The following is a 22,496-nucleotide window of genomic DNA, read 5'->3' as shown; positions in this document are numbered from 1 at the left end:
GAGCACCAGGGAAAATGATGACTTAGATAAACACACGCAGGCCGATCGCACCTAAATGATCGTCTACGCTGCCGTAATACCCATTATCGTTATACTTCTCGTAGCCATATTCCAGATAAGCAACGGCATTTTTGCCCAGCCAGTAATCTGTACCAATGGTGGTTGACTGGAAGGTCTGACCTTCCATGGCGTCATAACCTTGGGTCCAGTCAAAGTTGGCGTAGACAGACCATTGTGGCGTGATTTTGAGCTGGCTGGCCGCTTCCAGGCCGAGAATGCTCTCTTTGTCGCTGGTATCGCCTGGATGAGCCTGATAAACATTGGCACCTCTGCGCGCCGCCACCCCATCATCGACCTGGTTGACGTAATACGTCGCCTGAACGGCGTTGTACCATACGTGTTCGCCAACGTTAGTGGTGTATTTGGCATTGATACCCGAAGAGTAAGTGCTGCCGCTGTAGCCACCGCCACCGTTAGCCGCATCAACATCATAGTTGTTAAAGGCAAATGCGCCAGAAACTGAAAAACCGTTGTCCCACTTGTAAGCAGCAGTGACGGCCATCGCACCGTTCACATGCGCAGATCCATCGGCAAAGGCGTCATGCATATCTGTTGGGCCATCACCCCAGCCGCTACCAAAGCTGACTTTATCAACATCGTCATTACCCTGGCCCATCAAGCCAAAGCTGAAGTTATCGCCGAAATAACTATAGACCGCTGCCGAACCGACAATATCCGTCGACATCCCGGCGGTGTCATGTTTTGCCTTGCCGCCAAACTGATAGGTGGTATCAATACCCAATGCCCAATCGGTGGGTGCGAATTGTTTACCAAATGTTGCAACACCGTAAGTTTCGCTGCCGACACCCGCATAAGTCTGGCGCATATAAACATCGTTATCATCATTTTTGGTTGAAGAGTCCAACCCATAAACGCCCATTTCTGCATAACCAATAACGTAGTCACGCTGTGCGTTTATATTATGTCTGATAGCCAGACCAATACGGGAATCATTATTTTGGATACTGTGTTCTTGTGACTTTTTAGAGTCAGTTTTTGCTGTTAAACGAATAGAACCCAATAAACCGACAGAGGTGTCTTCGTTTTGATAGACAGTAATCCCTTTTGTCTGTGTCGCGGTGTAAGCAGGGGCAGGCGGAATTGGCGTCTGTACTGGCGCAGGTTGTGCAGGTTGAACAGGTACTGAGGTATCCGCCATCGCTGATGCTGAAAGGGCTGAACCAATCAGCGTGGCAAGTAACGTAAGATTTTTTATATTGGTTAATGTTTTTATATTGGTGAAAGAACGGGCCATTGCTATTACCTTTTATCTTTAGATGAACAATTCACTGAATTATTTATTGCGCAGTGAATTCGACATTAATAAACCATGTGAAATTTTTATTGAAAAAACGTCGATTACATTGATCATCGAAATGTTTATCAATCAATTAATTGATGGTGATTTGTTTGCAGCAAAGGCATTAAAATATGGCAAGAAATAATACACTATGTATTAAGTTGCAAAATTAGAAACGTGTCACAAACAAAATGATCATTCATAGAGTAATCATGTAGATATAAACAATATTAAAATGAGTCAGGATATGTAAATATAATAACAGAGAGAACATAAAACAATATTTAAATGACTTCTTATTTGCTATATAAATAGCATCCTGAAAAACCATCGTTTTTTAAATCAAATTCACGACACATATATTGCCTCCGTGAATATTTCCTAAAACCCCAATATCATTACGCTACAGCCTTACACGCCACAGTAAACGGCCATAACCATAAAGCGTTCCAACAAGGGAAGGTTCTTAAAAACACGATTAACCCTAATTTTTTCTGTATGTATTGATGAAAAAAATGGAAAATGTGATCTACTGCAACTAACTGTAATGGCAAACGCTAACCTTATTGCAATAAGGTTGAGGTTGTCAGACCTTAGCAGTACTGATTAATTACGAGCCGTGAAATAATTGATGTCTATATTCGACTGCAGACACTCTGGTCATGCTGTTGAGGTAAAGACGGTCTGTAAGGGAAGAGTATGCTGATCCCATCAAAACTGAGCCGTCCTGTACGGCTTCAAAATACTGTGATTCGCGATCGATTGCTGAGCAAACTATCGAGCGCCGCTAACTATCGTTTGACGCTGGTAAATTGCCCTGCGGGCTACGGTAAAACGACCCTCGTTGCACAGTGGGCCGCTGGTCAATCCGATTTGGGTTGGTATTCATTGGATGAAAGTGATAACCAACCTGAGCGTTTTATCAGTTATCTGGTGGCTGCTATCCAGCAAGCCACTGGCGGGCATTGCAGTAAAAGTGAAGCTCTGAGCCAGAAACATCAATATGCGACGATGTCTGCACTCTTCGCACAACTGTTCGTCGAATTATCAGAATGGCATCGGCCGCTTTATCTGGTCATTGATGACTATCATTTGATTACCAATGACAGCATTCATGAGGCAATGCGCTTTTTTTTGCGCCATCAGCCTGAAAATCTGACCTTGATTCTGTTGTCCCGAACCCTGCCACCGCTGGGTATTGCGAATCTGCGTGTGCGCGATCAATTGCTGGAATTGAGCATGCGCCAATTGGCATTTACTCATCAGGAAGCCAAACAATTTTTTGATTGCCGCCTCGCTTCGCCACTTGAGCAAGGCGACAGCAGCAGACTGTGTGATGAAGTTGAAGGCTGGGCAACTGCATTGCAGCTTATTGCCTTGTCCGCCCGCCAATCGACCTCTTGCGCACAGCAATCCGCCAAACGTCTTTCCGGCCTGAACGCCAGCCATCTGAGCGATTATCTTGTCGATGAAGTTCTCGATCGCGTGGATCCGGCTTCCCGGCAATTCCTGTTGCGCTGTTCTGTTCTGCGTTCCATGAATGATGCGTTGATCGTCCGTCTGACCGGTGAAGACAATGGTCAGCAGCGCCTGGAAGAACTTGAGCGTCAGGGGCTATTTATCCATCGGATGGATGACACGGGTGAATGGTTCTGCTTCCATCCTCTCTTTGCTTCTTTTTTGCGTCAACGCTGCCAGTGGGAGCTGGCAATTGAGCTCCCGGCCATTCACCGATCCGCCTCGGAAGGTTGGCTGGCGCTGGGTTATCCAGCAGAGGCCATTCACCACGCACTGGCTGCGGGCGATGTCGAAATGCTGCGTGACATTTTATTGCAGCACGCCTGGGCTTTGTTCAACCACAGTGAACTGGCCTTGCTGGAAGAGTGCTTGAATGCATTACCTTACCCGCGACTGGTACAGAATCCTAAACTGGCACTTTTGCAGGCCTGGCTGGCGCAAAGCCAGCACCGGTATGCGGAAGTTAATACCCAACTTGATCGTGCTGAGCAGGCTATGCGCGCTCAGCAATTAACCATTGATAAAACGTTGTCGGCTGAATTTGATGCCTTAAGGGCGCAAGTTGCCATTACCGCCGGGAAGCCAGACGAAGCAGAAAGACTGGCGACCGATGCGCTGAAATATCTGCCACTTTCCAGTTATTTCAGCCGTATTGTTGCCACATCGGTTACCGGCGAAGTTCACCACTGTAAAGGTGAACTGGCGCGGGCGCTGCCCATGATGCAACAGACCGAGCAGATGGCGCGCCGCCACGAATCCTATCACTACGCTTTATGGGCCTTACTGCAACAGAGCGAAATCCTGATCGCCCAAGGCTTTCTGCAAGCCGCTTACGAGACGCAGGATAAGGCGTTCGAGTTAGTCCAGGAGCAGCACCTCGAGCAGTTGCCAATGCATGAGTTTTTGCTCCGCTTGCGCTCGCAACTGCTTTGGTCCTGGTCACGACTTGACGAAGCGGAAGATGCCGCGAAGAAAGGGTTGGAAGTTCTTGCCAACTATCAACCGCAGTATCAGTTGCAATGTCTGGCAATGCTCGCGAAATGCTCATTGGCGCGAGGGGATTTAGACAATGCCAATCGCCATATGCAGCGTTGCGAATCGTTGCTCCACAGTGGTTCCTACCATCGTGACTGGCTGACTAACGCAGATAAAGCGCGGGTTATTTACTGGCAGATGACTGGCGATAAAGCGGCAGCCGCCAATTGGTTGCGCCATACCGAAAAACCGGGAATGGCGGATAATCATTTTCTACAGGGCCAGTGGCGCAATATCGCACGTGCACAAATTTTGCTGGGCCAATACAGCGAAGCCGAAGTGGTGTTGGATGAGTTGAATGAAAATGCCCGACGCTTTAGGTTGTACAGCGATCTGAATCGGAATTTGTTGCTGAGCAATTTACTCTACTGGCAAACCGAGAGGAAAGTTGAGGCGCAGAAAGCCCTGATTGAAGCGTTGTCGCTGGCGAACCGCACGGGTTTCATCAGTCATTTCGTCATTGAAGGTGAAGCGATGGCCCAGCAGTTGCGCCAATTGATCCAACTGAATGCACTTCATGAGTTGGATCAGCATCGGGCACAGCGTATTTTGCGCGATGTTAACCAGCATCACCGCCATAAATTTGCCCACTTCGACGAGAGTTTTGTCGATAAATTGCTGACTCACCCCCAAGTCCCTGAATTAATTCGAACCAGCCCATTAACCCAGCGCGAATGGCAGGTTTTGGGGCTGATCTACTCGGGTTACAGCAACGACCAGATTGCCAGCGAACTTGACGTTGCAGCCACAACCATCAAAACGCATATCCGTAATTTATATCAGAAATTAGGTGTTACACACCGGCAGGAAGCCGTGCAACAGGCGCAGAAGTTAATGCAGATGATGGGGTATAGTGCATAAGGTTTTGTTTTTGATTGCAAAGGTTTTTGGATGTCGCTATCGCGGGTGTTTTACTCTTAGCGAGTTAGGGTATAGGTGGGGATCAGAAGTGGCTTTATTGGTTGTTTTAAAACAGGCTCGGAGCAAGTTTCGGTTGATATCAGATTGGTTTGCGTGAAGGTCAAAAGATAGTTTTGCTGGTTAGATGCTTACGCTATGGTTTTGTTCTTTTAGTGTGAAGATCGGCATCTAAGCAAGGGGTGAAGCGCACCCCTTGCATCCACGCTTTCCGCAGCATAAATTGCCCGCGTTGCGGGTGCCTTCGGTTGTCATTCCGGCGGACGGGTCGGCTTTAGGCTACAGTCCCTGTAGCCGGACGCCTTTCGCCGCCGTCCTGGCGGCTCATCCCTGCCTCCATTCCGCCCTCAGCAATTTATGATGCTCAGGGAAGGTCAACGTCAAAATGAACTTTGTATTTCAATGTCTGTGAACGTCAAAAGATAGCTTTGCTGGTTAGATGCCTATGCTATGGTTTTATTCTTTTAGTGTGAAGATCGGCATCTAAGCAAGGGGTGAAGCGCACCCCTTGCATCCGCGCTTTTCCGCAGCATAAATTGCCCGCGTTGCGGGTTCCCTCGGTTGTCATTCCGGCGGACGGGCCGGCTTTAGGCTACAGTCCCTGTAGCCGGACGCCTTTCGCCGCCGTCCTGGCGGCTCATCCCTGCCTGCATTCCGCCCTCAGCAATTCATGATGCTCGGGGGAAGGTCAACGTCAAAATGAACTTTGTATTTCAATGTCTGTGAACGTCAAAAGATAGCTTTGTTGGTTGGAGGCTTTGGCTTGGTTTTCTTTCTTCTGCTGTGAAGCTGGCCTCCAAGCAGGGCCGTAAGCGCGGCCCTGCACCGCGCTTTTCCGCAGCATAAATTGCCCGCGTTGCGGGTCCCTTCGGTTGTCATTCCGGCGGACGGGTCGGCTTTAGGCTACAGTCCCTGTAGCCGGACGCCTTTCGCCGCCGTCCTGGCGGCTCATCCCTGCCTCCATTCCGCCCTCAGCAATTTATGATGCTCGGGGGAAAGACAAAGACAAAGACAAAAGAAATATAGAAATAAAACCAACATTAAAATATCAAGATTTCATACAGAAATTATCAACTCATTTGTTGTCTTATTTTTTTGACGTTTCTGTTTCCTTTGACTTTCACAGAGCGTCATGACTCGCTGAGCGAAGAACGCAGGCAGGGGCGAACCGCCAGGATGGCGGTTCGAGGCGTCCGCCCACATGGATGTGGGCTAAAGCCGACCCGTCCGCCGGAGAGATGAGCGAAGGGACCGGCGCAGCCGGCGAAGAATGCCGCGGAAAAGCGCGGTGCAGGGCCGCGCTTACGGCCCTGCTTAGATGCCGATCTTCACACTAACAGAACAAAATCATAGCGTAGGCATCTAACCAACAAAGCTATCTTTTAACTAACGTTCGCATCTACGCTTCAAGGTGAAAAATAGACGTATATCAACCGAAACCTGCTCCGAACCTGTTTTTAAACAACCCACCAATCAGGCAAGAAAACATCCTTAACCAAAAGCTTTAAAAAAGTGCCGGGGCGCACCCGCCCCGCTCACCAAATCGCGACTGGCGTTTGCCTACGCCACCTGCCCATAATACGCACCTGCACCGTGCTTACGCGTAAAATGCTTCTCCAGTAAGTCCGGGTTGATCTCACGGGCTGCGGGATTAATCGCCAGAGCAATCCATGCCATACGAGCGACTTCTTCCATCACCACCGCGTTATGTACCGCGTCGTCTGGCGTTCTTCCCCAGGCAAATGGACCGTGCTGATGAACCACCACACCCGGATTGTGCAAGGGATTATCGCTCCCGATCGTTTCTACGATAACAGCACCGGTCTCATGCTCGTATTCTCCTTCAATCTCTCCACGGGCCAGCGGTCGCGTACAGCGAATATTTCCATGAAAATAATCAGCATGTGTTGTCCCCATGGCGGGAATAGGCAACCCAGCCTGCGCCCATGCGGTCGCATGCGTTGAATGTGTATGCACAATCCCACCCAGCTCCGGGTAATGCCGATAGAGTTCAAGATGAGTAGCCGTATCCGAAGAAGGACGATAGCGACCTTCGACCGTTTTCTCGCTCATATCAACCACGACCATATCGTCTGGCTGCATATCCTCATAGGCTACGCCACTTGGCTTAATCACCATCAATCCACGATGGCGATCAATGCCACTCACATTGCCCCAGGTGAATGTCACCAACCCGAAACGCGGCAATGCCATATTCGCCAAATAGACTTGCTGCTTAAGTTGCTCCATCAGGCAACCTCCTCCACTAAAAGCCCGGCATTGCGCATACGGGCTGCGACCCAACTCCGCGCCTCCCTGACTGCCAATGTGGGATCGGGCGCAGATTCACTCCACATCTCAATCAAATAAGGGCCACGATAACCGCTTTCACGCAGGGTGGTAAAACAGCGCTCAAAATCTACTACGCCGCTACCAAAGGGAACGTTTTTGAAAATACCTGGCTGAGTATCTTTGACATGTACTGCCACAATATGACCCGCGCCAGAAGAGAGCTCCATCTGTACATCGTTATCCCAGGCTGACAGGTTGCCAATATCAGGGTAGAGCTGAAACCACGGGTTATTCAGATAGTGCGCATATCCCAACGCCTTACTGATCGAATTCATCAGTGGATAATCCATAATCTCCATAGCCAACGTAACCTGGGCACGGCTGGCCATCTCAACCGCCTGCTGCAGGCCAGCACGGAAACGCTCGCGGGTATTATCGTTAGCCTGTTGATAATAAACATCATAACCCGCCAGTTGTATGACCCGAATGCCGACATCCTGCGCAAACCGGATCGCTTTGTGCATAATCAGCAATCCGCGATCGCGTGTTTCATCATCTTCCGACCCCAGAGGAAAACGCCGATGGGCGCTTAGGCACATGGAGGGAATGCGAACCCCACTCTGCGAGATTGCAGCCACCAAGGTCAGCCGTTGCTCGCGACTCCAGTCGAGTCGTGATAAGCGGTCATCGGTTTCATCCACGGACATTTCGACAAAATCAAAACCCAGTTCACCCGCAAGCTGCAATCGCGCCAGCCAATCATCGCCGGGAGGCAGGGCTTTCTCATAAATTCCAAGGGGAACAGCGTTCTGTTGCATAGCGATTCCCTTAGCCCCATAACTGGCGGATAGAGTGTTTAAACTGTCTCGCTGCGGCCACGGGATCGGTGGCATCACGAATACTGCGCCCAGCGATAAATACGTGAATGGGAATGCCCTTGAAGAGCGGTAAATCATCCAGTGCCAATCCGCCCGTCACCGTGACTTTAAAACCCATACCGGAGAGACGTTTAATCGCGCTGATGTCTGTTTCACCCCAGGCGACCCCGGCGGCCTGCGCATCACGACTGCGGTGATAAACAACTTGCTGGATGCCCGCCCCGCGCCACTCTTGGGCTTGCTCCCAAGTCCAATATCCGGTGAGTTCTATCTGTACATCACCATTGAATTCTTTTGCGACCTCGAGTGCGCCTTTGGTGGTATTGATATCTGCACAACAAATTACTGTGACCCAATCAGCGTTTGCCTCAAAACACATACGCGAAAGTATCTTGCCAGCGTCGGCGATTTTGGCATCAGCCAAGACAATTTTCTCTGGATACAATGCCTTGAGATCGCGTACCGCACGCACCCCTTCGCCAACACAAAGAATGGTACCCACTTCGATAATATCGACTTCACTGGCAATCAAACGAGTCGTCTTGTAAGCGTCGTCCATTGTCTGGTTGTCGAGAGCGACTTGCAGCATCGGTAAGTTATGTGACATTGCGGGTTCCTTTTATTCTTCTGTCGCAGCGAGAGCCGCCGCAGTGGTGCGATCGATTAAATCCAGAACGTCCTGCTGAGTTTGGCAGGCTCGTAAACGGTCAAAGTTGGCCTCATCCTCAAACAAATTGACGACCTGCATAATGCCGACCTCGTTATGCGTATTGGCATCAATGGCCGCCAGCGTTATCAGGATATCGACGGGATCATTCTCCTCATGATTGAACACCAGCGGAGTTTTCAGCGTGACCAGCGCAAAACCGGTTTTCTTTACGCCCTCTTCCGGTCTGCCATGCGGCATGGCCAGACCCGGTGCAATAACAAAATAGGGACCGAATCGCTCTACACCCGCCAGAATGGCCTGATAATATTTCGGCTCCACCACGTCTGCGGCAACCAGGAGATCAACCCCAATTTTTACCGCTTCCTGCCAGGTTTCTGCCTCCGCCTGTAAACGAATGGAGTTATTTTCTGCGAGGGAATCTCGTAGTTTCATTTCTCCCCCTATTTTTTGAGATCGCCAGGAAAGTGAGCGCTGATGACTTCCATCAATTTGGGACCGAAGTCGGCGGCGGAAAGCATATTGCGGACCCCAACGACATATTTGTTGCCGCTGACGGTGATCTCATCGGCAATATGCGTTGAGGCAATAATCACATCCGCGCCGCTCAGTTCAGACTTGTACTCACCTACCGCGCAGCTGTTCATCGTATGGTCAACATTCTGCTGGGTAAGAAACTGCCCAACCTTCATTTTCATGATCATTGAACTGCCTTGCCCACACCCACAGACCGCCAGAATTCTTACTGTCATGATTTTCTCTCCGGTTAATTTGAAGCAGATTCAGATAATTGTTCTTTTTCAGCGTCTTCTTCGGCACGCAGTGTGCGTCCCGCAAAAAACATATATATCAACGCAATAGCAATAATGACGCCCATAAACCACAGGCCAGTGCTGAAACCCTGCATCATAGGTGGGGCGAGAATTGACCAATCGGCCATTCCCATCCACGCGCTCAGCCCTGTCAGCTTGATTGCCCAGACGCAGCCAAAAATTTCGATCATCCCCATCACCAGACAAATCTTCATTGCCGCACGCCAGCCGCCGAAATGGTTGGCGAACACGCCAATCGTGGCGTTGGAGAAAAACATCGGGATAAAACCAGGGATGATCATGATGGAAGAACCCACACCGAGCAGAATCCCAACGGCAATCAATTGCCCGATAGTGCCCCACATAAAACCCCAGACCACTGCATTGGGTGCAAAGCTATAAATGGCGGCACAATCGATGGCTAACACCGCGCCGGGGATCAGTCGTTGGGAGATGCCGTTGAATGCTTCGGTCAGTTCAGCGACAAACATGCGCACGCCCTGAACGATGATAAAAATCGCCACAGAGAACATCAGGCCAGTTTGCAGAATATAGATGGTCCAGTGGGTTTTCCCCGCCATCGCTTGCAGCGTATCCAGCCCGAATGAGCAAAGAATGATGCCAAAGAACAGCGTCATTACGATCGCGGTGGAAACAATGTTGTCATGGAAAATATTCAGCCAGCCAGGGAGCTTGAGATCCTCCACGCTCTCTTCTTTCTTGCCCAGATAGGGTGCAAGCTTATAGGCGAGCCATGATGCAAACTGCTGCTGGTGCCCAATTGAGAAACCACAGCCATCCGTCACTTCCTGCGTCGGTTTGTACATCATGTTTGAGGTAATTCCCCAATACAGGGAAACCAGAACTGAAGTACAGATAATCGTCGTCCACATGGGGTAGCCCATGATGAAGAAAAATACGGCGATCAACCCCGCCTGCTGGAACATGATATGCCCCGTGAGCATGATGGTACGGATGCCCGTGATACGCCGCAGCAATACATAGAGAATGTTCAGCGCCAATGCGATCAGTACGGCATATCCCACCCAACTGTACGCATCACCCATGCGCTCTATGGTTGCCATCATCGATGCATAGGTGTCTGATATTGCGCCATTAATCCCGTAAACCTCAGAGAGTTTGGCAACGACTGGCTTGAATGTGCTGGTCAGGATCCCAGACCCAGCCTGCAAAAGCATGAAACCGATAATGGTCTTTAACGTGCCTTTGATAATGACCGTGGCACTTTTCCTGAGTAGTAAATAACCAATCATGGTCACAATACCCAGCAGTAAAGGGGCATTGGTCATCACCTGGTTAAAGAAAACAGTAAAAATGGTATAGAGGGTTTGCATAACGCTCTCCGTGGCTTTTGGCTTAACCGTTCTTGATGCATTGCCGCCAAAGGGTAATGCATCAAGAATGTAAGAATTAAATCACTCTAACGCTCACGTTAAATCACTAAAAGATCTTTTGTGATTATATGTGAGCGGCCTCGCAAGTTATCTGTCACTCATTCATTCCATGAAAGAAAATTCACATTAAATATTAATAATATCAATTAGTTAATTATTTTTCTGAATTTATCTCGTTTTTTTCACTTTGCAGTTAATCATCAGAAAACGGTATTTCACTGCGATACTCCGCGCAAAATTACGTTGATCATAAATTTTTTCGATGCTAATTTCTCACCATAAAATCATAAATGATCTTGTTATGATAATTTATGATTTATTCATATCATCGAATTTCTGCCAGAGGGCCTTAAAATGAGTAAAGTGAAGAGCATCACCCGTGAATCCTGGATCCTGAGTACTTTTCCCGAATGGGGAAGTTGGCTGAATGAAGAGATTGAACAAGAGCAGGTTGCTGCCGGGAGTTTTGCCATGTGGTGGCTTGGATGCACCGGGATTTGGCTAAAGTCGCAGGGTCATGCCAATTTGTGTGTGGATTTTTGGTGCGGCGTCGGTAAGCAAAATCATGAGAGCCCGCTGATGAAGCAAGGCCATCAGATGCAACGTATGGCTGGCGTAAAAAAATTGCAACCCAATCTGCGCACAACCCCCTTTGTCCTTGACCCTTTTGCGATTAAAAACATCGATGCTGTCCTCGCGACGCACGATCATAACGATCACATTGACGTCAATGTCGCTGCGGCGGTGATGCAGAATTGTAGCGATGATGTCCCATTTATAGGGCCGCAAACCTGTGTCAACCTGTGGATCGGTTGGGGCGTCCCTGCTGAACGCTGTATCGTGGTAAAACCTGGCGATGTAGTAAAAATAAAAGATACGGAAATTCAAGTGCTTGATGCATTTGATCGCACGGCGCTGATCACCCTTCCAGCCGATCAAACTGCAGCGGGCGTTCTACCTGATGGAATGGATCTTCGCGCGGTGAATTACCTGTTCAAAACCCCGGGCGGCAGCCTGTATCACAGCGGTGACTCCCATTACTCCAACTACTTTGCCAAGCATGGAAATGATCATCAAATTGACGTTGCGCTGGGGTCGTATGGTGAGAACCCGCGCGGCATCACCGATAAAATGACCAGTGCGGATATTTTGCGGATGGCAGAATCGTTGAATGCCAAAGTCGTTATTCCTTTCCACCATGATATCTGGTCAAACTTCCAGGCCGATCCGCAAGAAATCCGTGTCCTGTGGGAAATGAAGAAAAACCGTCTGAAATACGGGTTCAAACCCTTTATCTGGCAAGTTGGGGGCAAATTCACCTGGCCACAAGACAAAGATAACTTCGAGTATCACTACCCGCGTGGTTTCGATGATTGCTTTACAACCGAACCCGATTTGCCTTTCAAATCATTCCTCTGAACCGCGTAACGGGCTGCGCAGGCATCTTCTGCGCAGCCAATCTCGGGCTCGATCCGAAATGATGATTTTAATTGCATAACCGCTCGCCTATAATCACGCGGTAATCATTACCCTCCGCGGAGTCTCCATGACAGAATCACAACGACATAATGCCATTCTTGAGTTGCTCCAGCGTCAGGGACAAATCTCCGTCGCCGATGTCATCGGGAGTTTCGATATTTCCCCGGCAACAGCCCGAAGGGATATCAATAAACTGAATGAATTGGGGAAACTGCGTAAAGTGCGCAACGGGGCAGAGGCGATCAGTTCCCAGCGACCGGCCTGGACTCCGCTGAACATTCACCAGACGCAGCATTTGAATGAAAAAATGCGTATCGCCAATGCAGCAGCACAACTCTGTCAACCGGGTGAAAGCGTAGTCATTAACTGCGGATCAACGGCATTTTTGTTGGGGCGTGAGATGGCAGGCAAAGACATCCAGGTCATTACCAATTACCTGCCTTTGGCAAACTATCTGATCGAGAAGGAACATGACAGCGTCGTAATCATGGGGGGGCAGTACAACAAGAGCCAGTCAATTACTCTCGCTCCGCAGGATGGTGATGCCAGTCTCTATGCGGGCCATTGGATGTTTACCAGTGGCAAGGGGCTGACAATTGACGGTTTATATAAAACCGACATGCTGACTGCCATGGCCGAGCAGAAGATGTTGAATTATGTCGGTAAACTGGCAGTTTTAGTCGACAGTAGCAAGGTCGGGCAGCGCGCCGGGATGCTCTTTAGCCGTACCGAGCAAATCGATGTCGTTATTACGGGTGAGGAAGCGGACGCGGCGATTGTTGAGCAATTACGACAGCAAGGCGTGGAAGTGATTCTGGTTTAACGTCTATATTCGAGCAGCGTTTACGAAGACTTTTCTCCTATTCCCTATTGTTGCCCGGGTCTTAATGACCCGAAGAGTCGTTACTGTCATAATTGATGAGGCAATGAGCAGCATGGAACAGTTTGAAGCAATCAACGTTGAGCAGGCGTTCAACCGCTTGCAACAGGGCAATGCGGTATTGGTTGATATTCGCGATCCACAAAGTTTTGAGGCGTCCCATGCGTCTGGTGCATTTCATTTAACCAATGACAGTATGCAAACGTTCATGCAGCGCACTGACTTAGAAACCCCGGTGATGGTGATGTGTTACCACGGCATTAGCAGTCGCGGTGCGGCACAATACCTATTAAATCAGGGTTTTGAAGCTGTATACAGTATTGATGGCGGCTTTGAGGCCTGGGCACGCGAATTTCCCCTAAACCTGGAGCCCGTCAAAAAATAATCACCTCTTATCCCACCGAGTCGAATGCAGGGTTTACCTCTCTACCCTGCGTAATTTTTCTTACGCATATCATCGTGTTACTCTCCTCTTTCATTCTTAACTCCGACAATTTATTCATTGCTGCAATCGCTGGCATATTCGCGCATTATCAGGGCATACAGCAATCAGAGTGCAGGTTATAATCGAGACATCATCCCATTTTCCTGGTTATGATTTTTTCAGGAACATATTACAAACCAACACATTAAGCGGTCATCGAAAAATATGGTTCGAGTAATTGCGTTGTCCAATCCACGGCTGGCTCAGGCTTTTGTCGACTTTATGGCAACCCGTGGGATCACCGTTGAGATGCAGAGAATTGGTCATGATGCCGAGTTATGGCTTGCTGACGATTCACACCTGACTGATGTCGAACAGCAACTTGAGTTATTTCTGCAAGATCCTTTGCATCCCCGCTATCAGGAAGCCAGTTGGCAAGCGGGTAAAACTGATAGCACTATTACTTATCAACGCTATTCCTATCTCCAGCGAATCCGCAGTCAGGCAGGCCCGTTGACGCTGTCAGTGATGGTGTTGTGTATTGTTATCTATGTGCTGATGCAAATCATAGGTGATGACAATGTTATGGTGTGGTTGGCGTGGCCGAACAGCAGCCAATATTTCCAGGTATGGCGCTGGTTCAGTCATGCACTCCTGCACTTCTCCATGCTGCATATTCTGTTTAATCTAATGTGGTGGTGGTACCTTGGCGGTCCCCTTGAAAAACGCCTCGGAACGGGTAAATTACTGACAATTACCTTGATTTCAGCGCTATTGAGCGGTTACGGGCAGTCGATATTCAGCGGTGTATACTTCGGTGGATTATCGGGCGTCGTCTACGCCTTGATGGGGTATGTCTGGCTGATGGGTGAATTGGCTCCCCAGCGGGGACTGAATCTTCCTCGGGGATTAATGATCTTCTCAATTCTATGGCTGGTTGGCGGATATTTCGATATTTTTGGTTTATCGATCGCCAATGCCGCGCATGTTGTAGGTTTAATCATTGGCTTACTGATGGCGTTTATCGATACACGGATTACGCGTACTCTAAAATAATGAGTTATTGTTAACCAACGCCTTACGCTGGCGTATTAGGGGATTATCTTGAAGCAAACACAGCGACATGACGCAATTATTGAGCTGGTACGCCTGCAGGGTTACGTCAGCACGGAAGAGTTGGTTGAGCATTTTGCCGTTAGTCCACAGACCATTCGTCGCGATCTCAATGACTTGGCCGATCGAAATAAAATTCAGCGCCATCACGGCGGTGCGGCACTGCCTTCAAGCTCAACCAATGCGGCGTATCACGATCGCAAGGTGATGTGGTCGGAAGAGAAAGCGCGGATTGCACAACGGGTAGCCAGCCAGATTCCTGACGGCGCAACGTTGTTCATTGATATTGGCACGACCCCCGAAGCTGTTGCCCACGCGCTACTCAATCATAAGAACCTGCGCGTGGTAACCAATAATCTGAATGTCGCAACGCTCTTGACCGCAAAAGAGGACTTCCGTCTGATTTTGGCTGGCGGAGAGGTTCGTACGCGTGACGGTGGGATTATGGGTGAAGCCACATTGGACTTCATCTCCCAGTTCCGCCTCGATTTTGGTATTTTAGGGATTAGCGGCATCGACATGGATGGCTCGCTTCTGGAGTTTGACTACCATGAGGTTCGCACCAAACGGGCGATCATTGAGAACTCCCGCTGCGTTATGCTAGTGACTGATCATTCGAAGTTTGGACGGAATGCGATGGTTAATCTGGGGAATATGAATTTGATTGATTATCTTTTTACCGATCAAATGCCGCCACCCAGCGTGATGAAGATTATTGAGCAACATGAAGTTCAATTGGAGTTGTGTTAGTGCTGGTGGCGCCTGTTTGGCGCTATGGGTGTTGGTTTGCGGCATGAGATGCCGGACTGGTTGGTTGGTTGGTTGGTTGGTTGTTTTAAAAGCTAGTTCGGAGCAGGTTTCGGTTGGCTTACGATCGCTATTCTACTTTAACGTTTTCGCCTCAACCGACAAAGGGCCGCCAGTCGCCGCGGCCCTTTGAACCCGGGCTTTTTCGCTACACGACTCGTCGGCTGCGCCGATACCTTCACTCATCACTCCGGCGGACGGGTCGGCTTTAGCCACCAGTCCCTGGCGGCGGACGCCTCTCACCGCCATCCATGGCGGTTCGCCCCTGCCTGCGTTCTTCGCTCAGCGAGTCATAACGCTCTGGGAAGGTCAACTGAAACATCAACAGATAAAAAGATGATGATTAATTGATAAAATCCTGAGGTTTTAATTTTGTTTTTATTTCTCTATTTCTTTTGTTTTTGTCTTTTGACCGTCCCCTGAGCATCATAAATTGCTGAGGGCGGAATGGAGGCAGGGATGAGCCGCCATGGATGGCGGCGAAAGGCGTCCGGCTACAGGGACTGTAGCCTAAAGCCGACCCGTCCGCCGGAATGACAACCGAGGGCACCCGCAACGCGGGCAATTTATGCTGCGGAAAGCGTGGATGCAAGGGGTGCGCTTCACCCCTTGCTTAGATGCCGATCTTCACACTAAAAGAACAAAATCATAGCCTAAGCATCTAACCAGCAAAGCTATCTTTTGACGTTAACAGACATTGAAATACAAAGTTCATTTTGACGTTGACTTTCCCCCGAGCATCATAAATTGCTGAGGGCGGAATGAAGGCAGGGGCGAACCGCCACGATGGCGGTGAGAGGCGTCCGCCCATATGGATGTGGGCTAAAGCCGACCCGTCCGCCGGAGTGATGAGCGAAGGGACCGGCGCAGCCGGCGAGAAATGCCGCGGAAAAGCCCGGGTTCATAGGGGACGGCTAGGTCCCCTATGGCGGTTGAGGCAGCAAGGTTCAAGTAGAAAAATAGACGTATATCAACCGAAACTTACTCCGAGTCATTATTAAATATCAACAACATAGCCAAAGCCTCCAACCAAAGCCTTCTTTCAACGCTCGCGTCTAAGCCTCAAGTCGAAAACAAATCTCATCTCAACCAATACCTGCGCTATGAAATCGCCCCCAATCGCCAGATTGGCAAAAAAAATCCAAGCCCATTTCCGGGCTCCCCTCCCCCAATAGCGCCCGGGGCGCGCTCTCGCCCCCCAAAATGTTTCCTCTATCACACATAAATGTTTTTATTTGGTTAACCCTTGGCTTATTTGTTGGTTTTTGATTACAATAATGAGCGAAAACGAACATAATAGAGCTGTTTCGAACATCTGGAGGAAGATGACGTGGAAACCAAAGACTTGATCGTAATCGGTGGCGGCATTAACGGTGCCGGTATCGCTGCGGATGCAGCCGGGCGCGGGCTCTCTGTACTGCTACTGGAAGCGCAAGATTTGGCCTGCGCTACCTCTTCAGCCAGTTCAAAACTGATTCACGGTGGCCTGCGCTACCTGGAGCACTATGAATTCCGTCTGGTGAGTGAAGCACTGGCAGAGCGTGAGGTACTGCTCAAACTGGCACCTCATATCGCTTTCCCTATGCGCTTTCGCTTACCCCACCAGCCGCATCTACGCCCGGCGTGGATGATCCGGATGGGTCTGTTCCTGTACGATCACCTGGGTAAACGCACCAGCCTGCCAGCCAGTAAAGGCTTGCGTTTTGGTCCAGACTCGGTGCTCAAACCTGGATTGGTGCGCGGTTTCGAATATTCTGATTGCTGGGTAGACGATGCCCGTCTGGTGGTCCTGAATGCTCAGGAAGTGGTTGAACGTGGCGGTGAAGTTCGCACCCGGACCAAAGTCACCCGTGCATGGCGCGAAAATGGTCTGTGGATGGTCGAAGCAGAAGATGTCTCGAATGGCAAAACCTACACCTGGCGCGCCAAAGGGTTGGTGAATGCCACCGGTCCCTGGGTGAAACAATTCTTTGATGATGGCCTGAAACTCAAATCGCCATACGGTATCCGCCTGATCAAAGGTAGCCACATCGTGGTTCCCAAAGCGCATAATCAGCCGCAGTCATACATCTTGCAGAATGAAGATAACCGTATCGTGTTCGTCATCCCCTGGTTGGATGAATTCTCAATTATTGGCACTACCGATGTTGAATATCACGGCGATCCTAAAGACGTGAAGATTGATGACAAAGAAATCAGCTACCTGTTGAAAGTCTACAACAACCACTTCAACAAACAGTTGAGCCGTGATGACATCGTCTGGACCTATTCCGGTGTGCGCCCACTGTGTGACGACGAATCAGACTCACCACAGGCTGTAACCCGTGACTACACGCTGGATATCGCCGATCAGCAAGGTGCCGCGCCTCTGCTCTCCATCTTCGGGGGTAAACTGACGACCTATCGTAAGCTGGCTGAGCACGCGATGGAGAAACTGTCTAAATACTATCCGACAGCCGGTCCTGCGTGGACTAAAAACGGTTTGTTGCCCGGCGGCGATATCGGCGATGATCGCAGCAGTTATGCGGCAAAACTTCGTCGTAGTCGTTCATGGTTACCCGAGTCACTGGCGCGCCGCTACACCCACACGTACGGTAGTCACAGTGAATTGATCCTGGCTGACGCACAAAGTCTGGGCGATTTGGGTGAAAACTTTGGCCACGATTTTTATGAAGCCGAACTGCGTTATCTGGTCGAAAAAGAGTGGGTCAGGGAGTTGGATGACGCGATCTGGCGTCGGACCAAATTAGGTATGTGGCTGAATGAAACGCAGCAGTTGCGCGTTGCAGATTGGCTGGCCGAACATGTGAAAAACAAGAAAATATTGTCGTTGGCTTCCTGAGAAAAGTGCCGTCTTGGGAGCATGAAGGAATAGAGCCTCCCCCGCTATGGAGGAGGCTCTTTAAAGAACTACAGTTTTACCGGCTTAATATTCCAAATTTCATCGGCGTATTCCTGGATCGTGCGATCCGACGAGAAATATCCCATGTTGGCAATATTCAGCAACGCCCGACGCGTCCACTCCTCAGGCTGTTGATATAACTCATCAACTTTATCCTGTGTATCAACATAGCTGCGATAATCTGCCAGCAATTGATAGTGATCGCCCAGGTTGACCAGTGAATCAAACAGATTGCTGTAACGCTTAGGCTCTTCAGGACTGAATACCCCAGTGCCGAGTTGCGTCAGCACCTGATGCAGTTCACTATCTTGCTCATAATAGGTACGCGGATTGTACCCACCACGCCGCAGTTCCTCGACCTGCTCAGTCGTGTTACCGAAAATGAAAATATTCTCTTCACCGACGTGCTCAAGCATTTCGATGTTCGCACCGTCCAGCGTACCGATGGTCAGTGCCCCATTCAGGGCAAATTTCATGTTACTGGTGCCAGATGCCTCAGTACCCGCCAGAGAGATCTGTTCAGAAAGATCGGCTGCCGGAATGATCATCTGCGCCAGACTGACGCTGTAGTTTGGAATAAATACCACTTTCAGTTTTTCATGCGCACGCGGATCGTTGTTGATCACTTTCGCGACATCGTTGATCAAGCGAATAATCTGCTTGGCGGTGTAGTACGCCGATGCCGCTTTACCGGCAAAAATCACGGTGCGTGGTACCCAATCAGATTCAGGCTCGGCCAGAATCCGGTTATAGCGGGTGATCACATGCAACACATTCAGCAACTGACGCTTGTATTCGTGAATACGCTTAATCTGCACATCAAACAGCGACGCCGGATTAATCACAATATTCAAATGCTGGGCAACGTATTGAGCCAGATTCCTCTTGTTCTCCAGCTTGGCTTTTTGCAGATCATGCAGAAAACTCGGGTAATCCTTGTTCTGCTTGAGCTCAGAAAGCTGCTCAAGATCGGTCCGCCAGGTCTGCCCGATAGTGTCATCGAGAACTTTGGACAAAGGCCGGTTAGCGACGCCCAACCAACGACGCGGCGTCACGCCATTGGTTTTGTTACAGAAACGCTCGGGATATAGGCGGGCGAAATCGGCAAACAGTGACTGCACCATCAATTCTGAGTGCAGCGCTGAAACTCCATTGACCTTGTGGCTGGCAATAACGGCCAACCATGCCATACGAATCTTGCGCCCATGGTTTTCATCAATGATTGATACCCGCGCCAGTAATTCTCTGTCGTCAGGCACTTTTTCCTTCACTTCTTTCAGGAAGAAATCATTGATTTCAAAAATGATTTGCAGATGGCGTGGCAGGATCTTACCGATCATATCTACCGGCCAGGTCTCAAGCGCTTCCGTCATCAATGTATGGTTGGTGTAAGAGAAGACCTGAGTCACTACTTTCCAGGCCGCTTCCCAACTGAATTTATGTTCATCAATCAACAGACGCATCAATTCTGGAATCGACAATACCGGATGGGTGTCATTAAGATGTATCGCGATCTTATCGGCCAGATTATCGAAGGTCTGATGGGTCAGGAAATGACGGTTGAGAATGTCCTGTACGGTCGCCGACACGAGGAAATATTCCTGGCGCAGTCGTAATTCCCGTCCCGAATAGGTTGAATCATCAGGGTAAAGTACGCGCGATACGTTCTCAGAGTGGTTTTTGTCTTCCACCGCAGCAAAGTAATCGCCTTGATTGAATTTACCCAGATTGATTTCATTACTGGCCTGAGCTCCCCAAAGCCGCAGCGTATTGGTCGCGTCAGTATCAAAACCCGGAATGACCTGATCGTAGGCACACGCCAGAATCTCTTCGGTTTCGACCCAGCGGGTTTTTGCCCCTTCATGCTGAATCCGTCCGCCAAAACGCACCTTGTAGCGAGTATTATGGCGCGGGAATTCCCACGCATTGCCATAATCCAGCCAGTTGTCCGGTGATTCGGCTTGCTGACCATCTACAATTTTTTGGCTGAACATCCCGTATTCATAACGGATACCGTAGCCACGTCCCGGCAATGCCAGCGTTGCCAATGAATCCAGAAAACATGCCGCCAGACGCCCCAACCCACCATTGCCCAGTCCTGGATCGTTTTCTTCTTCGATCAAGTCTTTCAGTTCCAGGCCCATCTCATTCAGCGCCTGCTCAATATCCTCATAAATACCAATGGATAACAGGGCGTTGGATAAGGTCCGGCCGATCAGGAACTCCATGGAAAGGTAATAAACCTGTCTGACATCTTGCGAAAGCTGTGCGCGGTTGGAGCGTAGCCAACGTTCGACCATACGATCGCGAACTGCAAACAGTGTGGCATTCAGCCAGTCGTGTTTATTTGCTATGGATGGATCCTTGCCAACCATAAACATCAATTTATAGGCGATAGAGTGTTTAAGTGCTTCAACACTAACTGTCGGTGAGGTGTAGTTAAATGGTGAACTCATTTGGCATTCCCCAAGAATATGATTACAACAGGCGTTGATATAACGACAGATACGCCTCAGCGGCTCTCTGCCAGCCAAAATCAACGCTCATGGCGTGACGCTGGACATGTCGCCAATGTTTAGGCCTGCTCCACAGCACCATGGCACGGCGAATGGCATTCCCTAACGCACTCGCCGTACTGTCCTCAAAAACAAACCCACTGGCCGTACCGTCGGCAAGATTCTCCAGCGCACAGTCAACAACTGTATCTGCCAACCCCCCAGTTCGCCGTACCAGTGGTAACGTGCCATATTTCAACCCATACAGTTGCGTCAGTCCGCAGGGCTCGAAACGGCTTGGAACCATAATCACATCTGCACCACCAATAATCCGGTGGGAGAATGCCTCATGATAACCAATCTGAACGCCAACCTGGCCAGGATATTGCGCAGCTGCAGCCAGGAAAGCCTGCTGTAAGTTTGCATCTCCTGCACCCAGAATGGCAAGTTGTCCGCCTAATTCCAACAGTTGTGGCAATGCATCAAGAACCAGATCCAGCCCTTTCTGATTGGTGAGGCGACTCACAACTGAAAACACCGGGACAGACTCATCAACGTCCAATCCCATAACCCGCTGTAAATACGATTTATTAATTACCTTGGCTTTCAGATCTTCCGCGCTGTAGCGTGCCGAAAGCAGAATATCGTCATGCGGATTCCAGATTGCATCATCAACGCCATTCAGAATACCCGTCAGGCGCCCTTCCCGCTCGCGTTGCTGCAACAGGCTCTCCATCCCATAACCGAATGCAGGCTCAGTAATTTCGCGCGCATAGGTAGGGCTGACCGTAGTGATATGGTCAGCGTAAAAGAGACCCGCCTTGAGGAAGGAGATCTGCCCGTGAAACTCCAGTCCATGCATCTGGAAATAAGCATCCGGCAAATACAACTCATGCAGATGATGGCCGTAATAAAGCCCCTGAAACGCCAGATTATGGATGGTGAACACGGTTTTTGCGGGGTGTCCACGCGCGGCAATATAGGGGCAAGCCAAACCGGCATGCCAGTCATGTGCATGCACCACGTCCGGTCGCCAGTAACTGTCCAGGCCGCTTGCCATCTCCGCCGCGATCCAACCCAGCAGGGCAAACCTGATGTGGTTATCCACATAAGCATTTAAAAACTGATCGTGATAAGGGCTACCCGGGCGATCGTACAGCCAGGGTGCATCTATGATGTAGACGCCCACACCTTTATAATGCCCGTAACGCACACCTACGGTTCCAGCAAAGGTATCGACCGTCCTGACCAATTCCGTTTCTGGAATACCTTTGTAGATATCGGGGAAACCCGGAATTAATATCCGGGCATCTGCACCTTCCGCGATTTGAGCTGCTGGCAGCGCACCAGCAACATCTGCCAGCCCTCCGGTTTTTAACAGTGGAAACAGCTCAGAACACACATGTAAAACCTGCATCATCGCTCCTGATTGTCGGTTCCGGTTCTCACAGATACCGGACAAAACACACATTGGTGAGAAAACGGGTGATCCTTGCATCAT

The 22,496-nt window shown here is 49.7% G+C and carries 17 protein-coding genes; 7 read left to right on the top strand and 10 right to left on the bottom strand.

Annotation, left to right across the window (positions count from 1 at the left end):
• Window positions 1-22: 22 nt before the first annotated feature.
• Window positions 23-1,315, bottom strand: coding sequence for a porin (locus tag DRI82_RS08170; RefSeq protein WP_245956795.1), 1,293 nt, complete (start codon window positions 1,313-1,315; stop codon window positions 23-25).
• A gap of 744 nt (window positions 1,316-2,059) precedes the next feature.
• On the opposite strand from DRI82_RS08170, the gene malT reads away from it, so the two are divergent.
• The gene (malT, locus tag DRI82_RS08165; protein ID WP_114193011.1) at window positions 2,060-4,774 is read left to right on the top strand and encodes an HTH-type transcriptional regulator MalT; all 2,715 of its coding nucleotides are present in this window, start codon (window positions 2,060-2,062) and stop codon (window positions 4,772-4,774) included.
• 1,617 nt (window positions 4,775-6,391) lie between these two features.
• Here the strand turns inward: malT and DRI82_RS08160 are convergent.
• From DRI82_RS08160 to ulaA, 6 genes are read right to left on the bottom strand one after another with little or no spacing between them, the layout of a single operon-like run.
• Window positions 6,392-7,081, bottom strand: coding sequence for an L-ribulose-5-phosphate 4-epimerase (locus DRI82_RS08160; protein ID WP_114193010.1), 690 nt, complete (start codon window positions 7,079-7,081; stop codon window positions 6,392-6,394).
• A complete protein-coding gene (locus DRI82_RS08155) occupies window positions 7,081-7,941 on the bottom strand; it encodes an L-ribulose-5-phosphate 3-epimerase (RefSeq protein WP_114193009.1) in 861 nt (286 codons plus the stop codon). The genes DRI82_RS08160 and DRI82_RS08155 overlap by 1 nt, the downstream gene beginning before the upstream one ends.
• A gap of 10 nt (window positions 7,942-7,951) precedes the next feature.
• Window positions 7,952-8,608 carry a 3-keto-L-gulonate-6-phosphate decarboxylase UlaD gene (locus DRI82_RS08150; protein WP_114193008.1) on the bottom strand — a complete coding sequence of 219 codons (657 nt, stop codon included), beginning with the start codon at window positions 8,606-8,608 and terminating at the stop codon, window positions 7,952-7,954.
• 12 nt (window positions 8,609-8,620) lie between these two features.
• Window positions 8,621-9,103 carry a PTS ascorbate transporter subunit IIA gene (gene ulaC / locus DRI82_RS08145; protein WP_114193007.1) on the bottom strand — a complete coding sequence of 161 codons (483 nt, stop codon included), beginning with the start codon at window positions 9,101-9,103 and terminating at the stop codon, window positions 8,621-8,623.
• Window positions 9,104-9,111: 8 nt separating this feature from the next.
• The gene (gene ulaB / locus DRI82_RS08140) at window positions 9,112-9,420 is read right to left on the bottom strand and encodes a PTS ascorbate transporter subunit IIB (protein ID WP_114193006.1); all 309 of its coding nucleotides are present in this window, start codon (window positions 9,418-9,420) and stop codon (window positions 9,112-9,114) included.
• A gap of 14 nt (window positions 9,421-9,434) precedes the next feature.
• Complete coding sequence (gene ulaA, locus DRI82_RS08135) at window positions 9,435-10,835, bottom strand: PTS ascorbate-specific subunit IIBC (protein ID WP_114193005.1); 1,401 nt, start codon at window positions 10,833-10,835, stop codon at window positions 9,435-9,437.
• Window positions 10,836-11,249: 414 nt separating this feature from the next.
• Here ulaA and ulaG point away from each other — a divergent pair, with 414 nt between their 5' ends.
• From ulaG to DRI82_RS08110, 5 genes are all read left to right on the top strand, one after another.
• A complete protein-coding gene (ulaG, locus tag DRI82_RS08130) occupies window positions 11,250-12,314 on the top strand; it encodes an L-ascorbate 6-phosphate lactonase (protein ID WP_114193004.1) in 1,065 nt (354 codons plus the stop codon).
• Window positions 12,315-12,441: 127 nt separating this feature from the next.
• The gene (gene ulaR / locus DRI82_RS08125; protein ID WP_114193003.1) at window positions 12,442-13,197 is read left to right on the top strand and encodes an HTH-type transcriptional regulator UlaR; all 756 of its coding nucleotides are present in this window, start codon (window positions 12,442-12,444) and stop codon (window positions 13,195-13,197) included.
• Window positions 13,198-13,309: 112 nt separating this feature from the next.
• The gene (gene glpE, locus DRI82_RS08120; protein WP_114193002.1) at window positions 13,310-13,639 is read left to right on the top strand and encodes a thiosulfate sulfurtransferase GlpE; all 330 of its coding nucleotides are present in this window, start codon (window positions 13,310-13,312) and stop codon (window positions 13,637-13,639) included.
• A 264-nt stretch (window positions 13,640-13,903) separates the two neighbouring features.
• Window positions 13,904-14,734 (top strand): rhomboid family intramembrane serine protease GlpG, encoded by an 831-nt coding sequence (gene glpG / locus DRI82_RS08115; RefSeq protein WP_114193001.1) that lies wholly within the window; start codon window positions 13,904-13,906, stop codon window positions 14,732-14,734.
• A 48-nt stretch (window positions 14,735-14,782) separates the two neighbouring features.
• Window positions 14,783-15,541 carry a DeoR/GlpR family transcriptional regulator gene (locus DRI82_RS08110; RefSeq protein WP_114193000.1) on the top strand — a complete coding sequence of 253 codons (759 nt, stop codon included), beginning with the start codon at window positions 14,783-14,785 and terminating at the stop codon, window positions 15,539-15,541.
• A gap of 132 nt (window positions 15,542-15,673) precedes the next feature.
• Here the strand turns inward: DRI82_RS08110 and DRI82_RS23805 are convergent, their stop codons facing one another.
• Window positions 15,674-15,847, bottom strand: a complete 174-nt coding sequence (locus DRI82_RS23805; RefSeq protein ID WP_157968031.1) for a hypothetical protein — start codon at window positions 15,845-15,847, stop codon at window positions 15,674-15,676.
• Between the two features lie 1,081 nt (window positions 15,848-16,928).
• Here DRI82_RS23805 and glpD point away from each other — a divergent pair.
• On the top strand, window positions 16,929-18,440 hold the full coding sequence (gene glpD / locus DRI82_RS08105; RefSeq protein WP_114192999.1) for a glycerol-3-phosphate dehydrogenase: 1,512 nt from the start codon (window positions 16,929-16,931) through the stop codon (window positions 18,438-18,440).
• A gap of 68 nt (window positions 18,441-18,508) precedes the next feature.
• Here glpD and glgP read toward each other — a convergent pair whose 3' ends face one another.
• Entirely contained in the window at window positions 18,509-20,956 is a 2,448-nt protein-coding gene (glgP, locus tag DRI82_RS08100; protein WP_114192998.1) for a glycogen phosphorylase, read from the bottom strand.
• A 22-nt stretch (window positions 20,957-20,978) separates the two neighbouring features.
• Complete coding sequence (glgA, locus tag DRI82_RS08095; RefSeq protein WP_114192997.1) at window positions 20,979-22,412, bottom strand: glycogen synthase GlgA; 1,434 nt, start codon at window positions 22,410-22,412, stop codon at window positions 20,979-20,981.
• Window positions 22,413-22,496 lie beyond the last annotated feature (84 nt).

This window comes from Edaphovirga cremea (assembly GCF_003332275.1).
GTDB lineage: Bacteria > Pseudomonadota > Gammaproteobacteria > Enterobacterales > Enterobacteriaceae > Edaphovirga > Edaphovirga cremea.
Note: the sequence above shows the minus strand (reverse complement) of the source record. Positions and strands in the feature narration are given on the sequence as shown.

Excerpts from the sequence above, each read along its gene's own strand:
- glpG (WP_114193001.1), top strand. The coding sequence starts at position 13,904 with ATGGTTCGAGTAATTGCGTTGTCCAATCCACGGCTGGCTCAGGCTTTT.
- DRI82_RS08150 (WP_114193008.1), bottom strand. The coding sequence starts at position 8,608 with ATGTCACATAACTTACCGATGCTGCAAGTCGCTCTCGACAACCAGACA.
- ulaR (WP_114193003.1), top strand. The coding sequence starts at position 12,442 with ATGACAGAATCACAACGACATAATGCCATTCTTGAGTTGCTCCAGCGT.
- glgP (WP_114192998.1), bottom strand. The coding sequence starts at position 20,956 with ATGAGTTCACCATTTAACTACACCTCACCGACAGTTAGTGTTGAAGCA.
- ulaC (WP_114193007.1), bottom strand. The coding sequence starts at position 9,103 with ATGAAACTACGAGATTCCCTCGCAGAAAATAACTCCATTCGTTTACAG.
- DRI82_RS08155 (WP_114193009.1), bottom strand. The coding sequence starts at position 7,941 with ATGCAACAGAACGCTGTTCCCCTTGGAATTTATGAGAAAGCCCTGCCT.
- malT (WP_114193011.1), top strand. The coding sequence starts at position 2,060 with ATGCTGATCCCATCAAAACTGAGCCGTCCTGTACGGCTTCAAAATACT.
- DRI82_RS23805 (WP_157968031.1), bottom strand. The coding sequence starts at position 15,847 with ATGGCGGTGAGAGGCGTCCGCCGCCAGGGACTGGTGGCTAAAGCCGAC.
- ulaB (WP_114193006.1), bottom strand. The coding sequence starts at position 9,420 with ATGACAGTAAGAATTCTGGCGGTCTGTGGGTGTGGGCAAGGCAGTTCA.
- ulaA (WP_114193005.1), bottom strand. The coding sequence starts at position 10,835 with ATGCAAACCCTCTATACCATTTTTACTGTTTTCTTTAACCAGGTGATG.
- DRI82_RS08160 (WP_114193010.1), bottom strand. The coding sequence starts at position 7,081 with ATGGAGCAACTTAAGCAGCAAGTCTATTTGGCGAATATGGCATTGCCG.
- glgA (WP_114192997.1), bottom strand. The coding sequence starts at position 22,412 with ATGCAGGTTTTACATGTGTGTTCTGAGCTGTTTCCACTGTTAAAAACC.
- DRI82_RS08170 (WP_245956795.1), bottom strand. The coding sequence starts at position 1,315 with ATGGCCCGTTCTTTCACCAATATAAAAACATTAACCAATATAAAAAAT.
- ulaG (WP_114193004.1), top strand. The coding sequence starts at position 11,250 with ATGAGTAAAGTGAAGAGCATCACCCGTGAATCCTGGATCCTGAGTACT.
- glpE (WP_114193002.1), top strand. The coding sequence starts at position 13,310 with ATGGAACAGTTTGAAGCAATCAACGTTGAGCAGGCGTTCAACCGCTTG.